Source organism: Kitasatospora sp. NPDC087861, from assembly GCF_044742585.1.
GTDB lineage: Bacteria > Actinomycetota > Actinomycetes > Streptomycetales > Streptomycetaceae > Kitasatospora.
In genome coordinates this window covers 91,842-101,663 of record NZ_JBIUUS010000027.1, presented here as the reverse complement: position 1 = coordinate 101,663, position 9,822 = coordinate 91,842, and the positions used below count along the sequence as shown (strand labels likewise).

Sequence of the window (9,822 nt, the reverse complement as noted above, 5' to 3'; positions counted from 1 at the left end):
CCGGGTTCGCTCTCGCCGCCGAGGCCGGCGATGCGGTCGCCCTCGACGGCCAGGCGGTCGCCCTCGACGACGGCGCCGGGCAGGACCAGCCGGGCCCCGGCCAAGACGGTACGGTCCATGCCCACGGTGGTCGCCTCCAGGGACGGGACGGGCAGCACTGCGGTCGGCGATCCCGTCGTCGGGGCCTCGTGCTGTCCGAGGGGGTCGATGATCTCGACCAGAGTTGAGCATTGGTGCTGCATTCCAGTCAATATTGAGCACCCGAATTGATGGACTCGACGCCGAGTGAATCGTGGCGGCGCAGGTCGCAGGCGTCCCAAGGTCGCCGACGGCCCGCCGCACAGGGGTGTCGTCTAAACTCCCCGCATGCTCAAAGCTGACCGTACGGCCCGGATCCTCGCGCACGTGACCGAGGAGGGCAGTGCCGATGTGCACGCGCTGGCCGGGCTGTTGGAGGTCTCGACCGCCACCATCCGGCGCGACCTCCAGGAGCTCCACGACCAGGGGCTGCTGCACCGTACGCGGGGCGGTGCGGTCACCGGCGCGGTCGGCCTGGAGCTGCCGCTGCGCCACCGGCGCGGGACGCGGCAGGCCGAGAAGCGGCGGATCGCCCTCGCCGCCGGGAGCCTGGTCCCGGACGGCGCCGTGGTCGGGCTGACCGGTGGCACGACGACCGGCGAACTGGCGAGGGTGCTCGCCGACCGCGGCGGGGTCACCATCGTGACCAATGCCGTCAACATCGCCGCCGATCTGATCGTCCGGCCCGAGATCCGCCTGGTCGTGGTCGGGGGCATCGCCAGGACGGCGAGTTACGAGCTGGTCGGACCGGCGGCCGAGCGGATGCTCTCGCAGTACCACCTGGACCTCGCCTTCATCGGCGTGGACGGCCTGACCGCGAGCGAGGGCTGCACCACGCACGACGAGATGGAGGCGACCACGGACCGGGCCTTCCTGCGCAGCGCGGCCCGATCCGTCGTCCTGGCGGACAGCAGCAAGGTGGGTCGGGTCACCTTCGCGGAGATCTGCCCGCTCCCGGACATCCACGAGCTCGTCACGGACGACCAGTTGACCGACGCCCAGGAGCAGGCCGTCACGGCCGCCGGCGTACGGGTCCTGCGGGCCTGAAGCGGCCACCAGTAGCCCGTCACCCCGACCTCGGACGGCCAGTCCGCCGGGCGCGGCACCACCAGCGGACTGAAGCCGTGGAAGACCGGCCGGATCTCCCCTGCCCGTACCTGCGACGCGGCGGCGGGCAGCCCGAGCCGGGCGCGCAGCCGCGTCAGGACCCCGTCCTGGAGCGCTCCGGCCCGGGCCAGCAGCGCCCGGCCTGCGGCGACGTTGCCCTCCGGTCCCAGGTCGTCGCCGTCCGGCGGACCGGGCAGCGGGAACTCCCGCGTGGCGAAGGCCGGTGCGAGGTAGGTGCCGATGACGGGGACGCCGACGGCCTCGCCGGCCGCCTGGCTGAGCGATGCGGGGCCGAGCGCGGTGAGCACCAGGTCGGTGCCGTCCGCCACGGCCGGCACCACGCCGTCGGCGAGCCGGCCCAGGAACTCCGTCGTCGCCGCGCGCGCCTCCTCCGGCGACGCCGCCCGGGCCCTGGCGCGGATCAGTTCGTACGGGTCGCCCGGCAGCGGTGATGGGGATGCCCGAAATTCCCCAGGGTCTGCTCGATTCCCCACTTGGTTGAGCGGTAAACGATGAGGCCGGGGCCGCGCCCCGGACCGCCTTGGCTCAGCCCAGCGCGTCCATCAGGGAGGTGACATAGGCATCCAGCCGCTCCTCCACGGCTCGTGTCGTCAGCTCGGTCCGTCCTGCCTCCCGCCACGGCTGCGCCACCCACTGCACTTCCTCCGAGAACGCCAGTGGCTCCCGCACCTGCCAGTACAGCCGCTCGTCCGCGGCCGCGGCCAGCATCCCGCCGGCCTCCTGGTACGCCTCGGTGAAGCGCAGGCCCCACGCCGGGCCGTGCAGCAGTGCGAGATTGGTGGAGCAGTGCGCCACGTCGAGGTCCGCCGGGCCCCAGGAGGCCGCCGCCCAGTCGACGACGCCGGCGATCCGGGCGCCGGCGGCACCGGCCGGGTCCTCGGGCGGCAGGTCAAACAGCACGTTGCCGGGCTGGAAGTCCCGGTGCAGGAACCGCCCTTCGTAGCGCGGCGCGGGCTTGCGGATCACGTCGATCGCGGCGGCCCAGACCACGGCGTCGGCGCCCTCGGGGGTCACGACCGTGTCGGCGGTCGTCAGCGCCACGTACTCCCGGGGCCGGACGGCTGGCCGCACCGCGTGGACCGCCACGAGTTGACGGGCCAGCAGGGGCAGGCGCGTCTCCAGCCCCTCGTCGTCGAGGACCGTCCGGCCCGGCAGGTGGGTCATGAGGAGCGAGGGGTACTCGCAGTGCGCGGCGGTCGGATCGACGGCGACGAGTCCGGGAGCCGGCACGCCGGTGCCGGTGAGCGTGGTCAGGGCGTCGGCCTCCCTGTGCAGGAGGTCCTCGGCCGGCCCCTGCCGGGTCGGGTCGACGAAGGAGCGCAGCACCAGGTGCCGGGTGCCTCCGTCCCGCGTGCCGATGGTCAGCCTCCGCATGTCGGCGGTGGCGCCGCCGTGCAGCGCCTCGGCTCCGACGATCCGCTCGCCGGCCTCCAGGTGCCGGCTCACCCAGGCCAGTGTCAACGGTCGGACAGTCGCCGCCTCATCATGATTGGTCACCGTGCCACCTCACCATCCGGACGGCGGCACGCGCGAGCCCTTACGGGCCTGTCCGCAAGTCAGCGTGCAGGTGGTGGGTGGGGAAGTTGGGCGAGCAGGTCTGTCCGCACCCATAGCGAGGGGTGGGGAATTTCAAAGAGCCCTATCAGCGGCCGATAGCCGAGGCCACACCCACCGACGAGCGAGGCGAAGGGCGGGTGCGCGGCCACAGTGACCCGGTGGCCGACGTCCAGCAGGCGCCGTCCAAGGCCGGTGAAGGGTGCGACGTCCCCTCGCGAACCGGCGGTGACGATCAGAATCCGCATGTGATGATCCTCCTCGGCGAGTGCCGCCCCGGAGCACACCGGAGGGCGGGGATCGCCGAGGACGCTAACGGCTCCCGCGCGGTGGAGGTTCAACCGGCTCTGACGCACGACACGCAAGCGCACGGCACCCGAGGCGGGAACACGGTGGGCATCGGCGAACTGGCCGCACGCACCGGGCTGCCCGTGAAGACCATCCGCTACTACTTGGCTGCGGACCACCCGCCTGGGCCGTGAACCGTGATCCCCCTGCCGGCCCCGAGAGATCAGTCCACGGCTGATCGTCGGTCACGTGCCGGGCCCCCCCATCGAGCCGGGCAGCTGCCCGCACTGCAGCCGTACGCCGAGGAGGTGACCACCTTCCTCGCCCAGGACTACGGGATGGCGGACCGACTCCGAACCCGAACCCGGGGCCGGGCGCCGCCGACGCCGCCCGTCGCCGCGTCCGGCCCGGGGGCGCAGTGCTGCCGGGAGGGGAGGGGCGGTGTGCCGTCGGCCGGACGGAGGAGGTCCAGGACCGGCCGGGCCTGGTTCCTGAGCAGGTGGCCCGACGCCGGGAGGAGGACGACCTCTACGCGGGGCACGGGGCGTGAAGCGTGCGTCAGCCGGTCGGCCGGGTGCGCGGGCGACGGTCCGGGACGCGACGGCGCCGTGCACGGGAGGGCACGCGAGGGCCGGGGGACCGACGGGCTGGGGAGGTGCCGGGCCCCGCTCGACCGGGGCACTGCGTGACCGGGGCGCCGGGGAAGGGGGCCACGGGAAGGGGCGCCGGTGGGCGCCCGGGGAGAGGGCGCCGGGGAAGCCGGGGCGTGGATCAGGAGGCCGGGCCTCTTCGGAGGTGCTGGAGGCAGTCGGCGATCTCGGCGGGGGTGGAGGGGCCGAGAGCGTCGGCCAGGCGGCCGTGGCGCAGGAAGACGACGCTGTCGGCGCACGCGGCGGCTTCGGGGTCGGTGGTCACGAGGACCGCCGTGAGGTCGAGGGCGCGGACCGCGCGCCGGAGCGAGGCGCCGATGGCGCGGGCGAGTTCGGGGGAGTCGTCGTGTCCCGGGGTGTCGACCAGCAGCAGGCGTGGTGAGGCGGCCAGCAGCCGGGCCAGCATGGCGTTGTGCTGCTCGACCCGGCCCAGCTTCCGCAGCGGCCGCCGCCAGTGCCACAGTCGGGTGGCCCGACTGATCTGCCAGGCCTGGCGGCGGCCGAGTGCGGGAGTGCCGGGGTCGACGAATTCACGAACCGTCACATTCGGGTGAACGGGCTCGTGTTGACCCCAGAGTGCGCCGACGGCACCCCGTTCACTGTCGGCCCAATGGACCGTTCCGGTGGACGGGGTGGTGACGCCGGCCATGCACTCCAGGAGCGCCGTCGTGCTGGCGCGTTCGTCTCCCATGACGGCACAGAAGCGGCCTTTTCGAACACCGAGTGAGAACTCGCGCAGGACTGCCGTGGGGCCGTTCGTGCCCGGGTGGATTTTCGACACGTTTTCCAGCGTGACGGCACAGCTGGGGGCGGCTTCCCGCGCAGCTGATGCTCCTCCCATCATGAATCGGCTCCCAGGCTTCCGTAATTGATGCGTGCGGCGACAAGGCATCGTGCTTGCATGCCCTGAACCTACTCGCTCGTAATGGGTTTAGGCCATGCTGCCCGCATCCGTATGTATGGTGCACTTTCCTAGACCATCCGTGTCAGATCCGGATCGTGCGTAGCAATGTGTTGCCGGTTCGTTACTCCGAGAATCGTCGGTATAGGGCGAATTGTCAGACCAGTGGATCCCCACGGAGAAGCGCCCCGCCCAGGGGGGTCAGGGTGTGGTGGACTTTGTTGAGCGAGCGCAGGGTGGTGATGAGGCCGGCGGCCCGCAGGACCGCGGTGTGCTGGCTCGCCGCGGCGGTGGAGATGCCCACCAGCTCGCCGACCTCGGTGGTGGTGCAGGTGGTCGTCAGCACCTGCAGGACGGCCGCCCGGGTGCGGCCCAGCAGGGCCCCCAGGGCCTGCTCGCCGTCGGGTGCCGGATCCCAGAGGTTCTCCCGCTCGCGCGGGACGGGGATCGGGTAAAGCAGCAGTAAGGGCCGGTCGCCCTGCTGTTCGACCAGGATCGGCGACCGGGAGAACAGGAACAGTGACGGGGCGATCTCCAGGCCGGTCGACTCCAGCTTGATGTCGTGCCCCGTCCCGGGGACCTCCAGCACCGGGGGGCGCCAGCGGATCGCCGGGTGCAGCGTGCTGAGCAGTTGGTCGACGCCGCCGCTCATCATGATCTGGGCCCGGGCGTTCCGGTCCACTTCGAGCAGGGTGGAGACCTGGCTCCAGTACGGTTCCACCGCGATGCGGTGGAATGTCTCCAGGTCGCGCAGAACCCGCGGGCGGAATTCGTTTCCGGATCCGGCCGCGGAGGAGTTTTCGAGGATTCGGTAGAGATCGGGGAAAGGGCGGACGGTGCGGGCGAGTTCGGCCAGCGCGCGGCCGTCCCGTTCACCCGCGACCCGTCGGCGCCAGGAATGGAAGACGGGGCCTCCGCCGCCCGTCGCGAAGGTTTCCAGGGCGCAGAGCGCCTCTCTCATCGGATCCAGGTGGGCGGCTGACGATACCTTGGCCAGGCTCGCCGGACTGAAGAATATGCGTCGCATTTCGGTGTTCCCCCTTGAAGGTGCCGACGCTGTCGTGATCGGAGGTGATCGGTCTCAGGCCGGCATCGCTGCCGCTTCGATCGCGTCCTCGGTCGTACAGGCCGGTCCGTCGGGGAGAATGGGATAGAAGAGTGTCGGTCCGTCGGCAATGGTGTGGTCGTCCACCAGGACCGGCGAATCGGGCGCCAGGAAGTAGGACGGCGCAATCGTCAGTCCGCATTCCTCCAGTTGTACGTCCTCGCTCTGTCCGGGTATCTCCAGGGAGCAGGTGGAGAGCCGGACGGCGGGGTGAAGGGTGCTCAGCAGGCCGCGGGCGCCGCAGTCATGGAGGATTTCCAGCCGCTTCTTGCGGTCGCTCTGAACCGTGAGGGAGATCACGTCCCAATGTGGGGCGACCACGATGCGGTAGAAGGACTCCAGGTCCCGGAGCAGACGCGTGTCCGCGTCGTCTCCGGTGCGGCGGGCGCGCCGGACCATGGCGTCCAGGTCGGGGAACGGGCGGATGGTTCGGGCGAGTTCGACGAGCCGTTGAGTGGACCCGAGGCGGTGGGCGGGGCCCAGCCGACGGGCCGGCCCGGCCGGACGGGTCTTATGCCATCGGAGTCGGCGTTTTGCCTGGCGGTGCCGGGAAGAGAGCAGATCCAGGGCGAAGAGTGATTCGCTGACCCAGTCAGGGGTCGGCATGATACGCGTTCTCAACAGGCTTGCCGATGTGAAGTGCAGACGTGGCACGAGTCCCCCAGAATGCCGTTGACGTATGCGGGTCGGGAGCCGGGGTCCACGGTGAGGTGGATGAGCGGACTTGCGTGACCGCAAGCTCGACATGGTCATGCCGGTTCCCGTACCGACTACGCTACGTCCCGCTTTAGGGGGGTGACAGTCGAGTCTTCGCCAGTTCGAAGGTGCAGTTCTCTGCACCTGATCCAGATAGCCTGCTCGACTCGGGTCTACCCGCGTCACTCGGGCCGGGTGGCCCGAGTGACGGGTGTGACGCGAGGGGCCAATGGGGTCGGAGTCACGCCGGACGTGGGTCCGCGCCCTCGGCCTACCTGCCAAGAGCGCGGAAGTTCCTCAGGTGCGGATTCGATCTGCTCGTCAGATCGTGATAAGCACGTTGATCAGAACGCCAACGGCGACCACCGCGAGGACGACCCAGGGCCACATCGGGCGTTCCTTAGTGGGCTTCCAGCCGGTCGAATCGGGCATGACTGCTCCTGGCTTGTATTGGTACGGGGAGATTTGCGGCCGGGCCCCTCGGAAGACGGGGGACCCAACGAGGGGCCCGGCCAAGGGAATCGGTGGGGGAACTGTTAGTGCCCTGTTCACCGATTCCGGTCTGGGATCACCGTGGGCTCCATGGGAGCCTCAACGGTGACGCTGGTTCGGAAGCCCAGTCCTCACGGGTAGTCGTGGTGGTCGAGGCAGGTCTGGCGCAGTTCCTTGATGCGGTCGTTCTGCTCACCGATGTAACCCACCACGGTGCGCGCCGTACCCTTCTCCCGGATGTCGGCGTTGCGCATCTTCTCGGCGGTCGAGTGGATCGCATTGCGGAGCTTGTCGTCCCCGGCCTGCTTGGCCAGCCCGTCGAGCTCGTCGGCCCGGTCGCGCATCTTCTTGCGGGCCTCCTCCACGTTGTCCGGGAACGGATCGGTGAAGGTCTTGCCGAAGATCTTCGCGCACAGCTCGATCCGGTCGGCGGCCTTGGTGCTGACCTCACAGGCGGACGTTCCGGCGCCGACCAGGAGGACGGCGGCCAGGGTCAGCACGACCGTCCTGCTCCGCCGGCCTCCGGGCTCGGCCCCGCGGCTCCTCCGCATCGGGTACATGCTTCCTCCCTGGCTCCCGTGGGATCCGATGATCTGTCTGCCCGTCGTCCTGGCGTTGGTTCCGCCTTCGATGACTCCATCCTGAGGCCGGGCGAAGCCGATTTCATGGGGGCTTACTTCCGATCCGAGGTGCAGTTCTCTGCACCTTTCTTCGTGCACGTGATCGCCTGTCCTGGGCGTTTTCGCACCGGCTTAAAGACGTGGTGGGCGGTGGGCGGCGGCATGGAGGCTGAGATCCGTACGGCCGGACGGCAGGCGGTACCCGGCGTTCCGCCTCAGGGTCGTGGTGCACGGGTAGTGCAGGGGAGAAAGGGACGACGATGGGCCCAGCACGGACACTCGCGGAGAAGCTGTGGGAGCGCCACGTCGTGGCCGCCCGGCCCGGCGAACCGGACCTCCTCTACATCGACCTCCACCTGACCCACGAGGCCACCTCCCCGCAGGCCTTCGACGGGCTGCGGCTGGCCGGCCGCGCCGTCCGGCGCCCGGGGCTGACCCTGGCGCTGGAGGACCACAACGTCGCCACCACGGCGGACGCGGTGCTCGACCCGGTCAGCCTGGTCCAGTTGGAGACGCTGCGCCGCAACTGCGCCGACCAGGGCATCGAGCTCTACTCGGTCGGTCATCGGCGGCAGGGGATCGTGCACGTCGTCGGGCCCGAACTCGGCCTGGTGCAGCCCGGTATGACGATCGTCTGCGGCGACAGCCACACCGCCACCCACGGCGCCTTCGGCGCGCTCGCCTTCGGCATCGGCACCAGCGACGTGGAGCACGTCCTGGCCACCCAGTGCCTGGAGATCAGTCGGCCGCGCACGCTGGCCGTCGAGTTCACCGGCCAACTCCCCCCGGAGGTCGGGGCGAAGGAGCTGATCCTCGCGCTGATCGCCCGGATCGGGGCCAACGGGGCGCAGGGCCACCTCATCGAGTACCGGGGCGAGGCGGTGCGGGGGCTCTCCATGGAGGCCCGGATGACGCTCTGCAACATGAGCATTGAGGCCGGCGCCCGGGCCGGGATCGTCGCACCCGACGAGACCACCCTGGAGTACCTGCGCGGCCGTCCGCACGCCCCCACCGGGGCGGACTGGGACGCCGCCGTCGCCGACTGGTCCACCCTGGCCACCGACCCCGGCGCGGTGTTCGACCGGACGGTCGTCCTCGACGTCGACGGGCTCACCCCGCTCGTCACCTGGGGCACCAACCCCGCCCAGACCGTGCCGCTGGCCGCCACCGTCCCCGACCCGCAGACCTTCGCCGACCCGCTCGAACTCGCGGCGGCCGAGCGGGCCCTGTCCTACATGGGGCTGCGGCCCGGGACCCCGATGCGGGACCTCGCGATCGACGTCGTCTTCCTCGGCTCCTGCACCAACGGCCGGATCGAGGACCTGCGGTCCGCGGCCGGGGTGCTGCGCGGCCGCACCGTCGCCGCCGGCACCCGGCTGCTGGTCGTCCCCGGCTCGATGCAGGTGCGGGCCGAGGCCGAGGCGGAGGGGCTGCACGAGGTCTTCCTGGACGCCGGCGCCGAGTGGCGCCTGCCCGGCTGCTCGATGTGCCTGGGCATGAACACCGACCGTCTCGAGGGTGTCGAGCGCTGCGCCTCCACCTCGAACCGCAACTTCGAAGGCCGTCAAGGGGCGCGGGCCCGCACCCACCTGGTGTCGCCCGCGGTCGCCGCCGCGACGGCGGTGGCCGGGCGGCTCGCGGCCCCCGCCGATCTGGCCTGACAGCCGGCCCGGCCGGAGAGAGGACGAGCTCAGTATGGAACCCTTCGTCGAACACCACGGTCGCGCGGTCGCCCTGCGCCGCGACGACGTCGACACCGACCAGATCCTGCCCGCCGAGTTCTGCAAGCGGGTCGTCAAGAGCGGCTACGAGGACGCGCTCTTCGCCCGCTGGCGCGCCGAGGACGGCTTCGTCCTGGAGCAGCCGCAGTACGCGGACGCCACGGTCCTGCTGGCCGGCCGGGACTTCGGCATCGGCAGCTCCCGCGAACACGCCGTCTGGGCGCTGCGCGACTGGGGCTTCCGCGCCGTCGTGGCCACCGGCTTCGGCGACATCTTCCGCCGCAACGCCCTCAACAACGGGCTCGTCCCGGTCGACCTGCCGACCCCCGTGGTCGAGGAGCTGATGGCCCTCGCGGAGTCCGCCGAGGGCCTGCGGGTCACCGTGGACCTGCGGGCCGGCCTGCTGCGCCGGCCCGGCGGCGAACACCCGTTCACGGTCGACGAACGGGCCCGGGCCCGGCTGCTCGAAGGGCAGGACGTGATCGCGGCGACCCTGCTCAGGAACGAGGACATCGAGGCGTACGAGGCGCGCCGCCCGGCCTGGCTGCCCGAGATCCCGCGCGGCGCCTTCGACCGGACCGAGCGAAGC

Annotated in this window: 10 protein-coding genes; 4 read left to right on the top strand and 6 right to left on the bottom strand. The window is 71.2% G+C overall.

Annotation, left to right across the window (positions count from 1 at the left end):
* Positions 1-242: hypothetical protein (locus ACIOJE_RS30760; RefSeq protein ID WP_400780683.1), on the bottom strand; the 242-nt coding region annotated here is incomplete at its 3' end.
* Positions 243-366: 124 nt separating this feature from the next.
* Here ACIOJE_RS30760 and ACIOJE_RS30755 point away from each other — a divergent pair.
* On the top strand, positions 367-1,125 hold the full coding sequence (locus ACIOJE_RS30755) for a DeoR/GlpR family DNA-binding transcription regulator (protein ID WP_280684696.1): 759 nt from the start codon (positions 367-369) through the stop codon (positions 1,123-1,125).
* Positions 1,126-1,731: 606 nt separating this feature from the next.
* On the opposite strand, the gene ACIOJE_RS30750 is transcribed toward ACIOJE_RS30755, so the two are convergent.
* Positions 1,732-2,703: a phosphotransferase family protein gene (locus ACIOJE_RS30750; protein ID WP_400780680.1), complete on the bottom strand. Its 972-nt coding sequence runs from the start codon at positions 2,701-2,703 to the stop codon at positions 1,732-1,734.
* A gap of 218 nt (positions 2,704-2,921) precedes the next feature.
* Between ACIOJE_RS30750 and ACIOJE_RS30745 the strand changes: the two genes are divergently transcribed.
* On the top strand, positions 2,922-3,242 hold the full coding sequence (locus tag ACIOJE_RS30745; protein WP_400780678.1) for a hypothetical protein: 321 nt from the start codon (positions 2,922-2,924) through the stop codon (positions 3,240-3,242).
* 577 nt (positions 3,243-3,819) lie between these two features.
* On the opposite strand, the gene ACIOJE_RS30740 is transcribed toward ACIOJE_RS30745, so the two are convergent.
* The 4 genes from ACIOJE_RS30740 to ACIOJE_RS30725 all read right to left on the bottom strand — a co-directional run bounded on the left by ACIOJE_RS30740 (position 3,820) and on the right by ACIOJE_RS30725 (position 7,443).
* Entirely contained in the window at positions 3,820-4,539 is a 720-nt protein-coding gene (locus tag ACIOJE_RS30740; protein WP_280684702.1) for an ATP-binding cassette domain-containing protein, read from the bottom strand.
* Positions 4,540-4,756: 217 nt separating this feature from the next.
* Positions 4,757-5,560 (bottom strand): ArsR/SmtB family transcription factor, encoded by an 804-nt coding sequence (locus ACIOJE_RS30735; protein WP_400780675.1) that lies wholly within the window; start codon positions 5,558-5,560, stop codon positions 4,757-4,759.
* Between the two features lie 120 nt (positions 5,561-5,680).
* The gene (locus tag ACIOJE_RS30730; protein ID WP_280684692.1) at positions 5,681-6,310 is read right to left on the bottom strand and encodes a hypothetical protein; all 630 of its coding nucleotides are present in this window, start codon (positions 6,308-6,310) and stop codon (positions 5,681-5,683) included.
* Positions 6,311-7,023: 713 nt separating this feature from the next.
* Positions 7,024-7,443, bottom strand: coding sequence for a hypothetical protein (locus ACIOJE_RS30725; RefSeq protein WP_280684691.1), 420 nt, complete (start codon positions 7,441-7,443; stop codon positions 7,024-7,026).
* A 329-nt stretch (positions 7,444-7,772) separates the two neighbouring features.
* On the opposite strand from ACIOJE_RS30725, the gene leuC reads away from it, so the two are divergent.
* A complete protein-coding gene (leuC, locus tag ACIOJE_RS30720; protein ID WP_400780672.1) occupies positions 7,773-9,173 on the top strand; it encodes a 3-isopropylmalate dehydratase large subunit in 1,401 nt (466 codons plus the stop codon).
* Positions 9,174-9,207: 34 nt separating this feature from the next.
* The coding region (gene leuD, locus ACIOJE_RS30715) for a 3-isopropylmalate dehydratase small subunit (RefSeq protein ID WP_400780670.1) at positions 9,208-9,822 on the top strand (615 nt) is incomplete at its 3' end.

Bases quoted from the DNA above. Each gene is read 5' to 3' on its own strand.
- ACIOJE_RS30755 (WP_280684696.1), top strand. From the start codon at position 367: ATGCTCAAAGCTGACCGTACGGCCCGGATCCTCGCGCACGTGACCGAG.
- ACIOJE_RS30740 (WP_280684702.1), bottom strand. From the start codon at position 4,539: ATGGGAGGAGCATCAGCTGCGCGGGAAGCCGCCCCCAGCTGTGCCGTC.
- ACIOJE_RS30735 (WP_400780675.1), bottom strand. From the start codon at position 5,560: ATGAGAGAGGCGCTCTGCGCCCTGGAAACCTTCGCGACGGGCGGCGGA.
- ACIOJE_RS30730 (WP_280684692.1), bottom strand. From the start codon at position 6,310: ATGCCGACCCCTGACTGGGTCAGCGAATCACTCTTCGCCCTGGATCTG.
- ACIOJE_RS30725 (WP_280684691.1), bottom strand. From the start codon at position 7,443: ATGCGGAGGAGCCGCGGGGCCGAGCCCGGAGGCCGGCGGAGCAGGACG.
- leuC (WP_400780672.1), top strand. From the start codon at position 7,773: ATGGGCCCAGCACGGACACTCGCGGAGAAGCTGTGGGAGCGCCACGTC.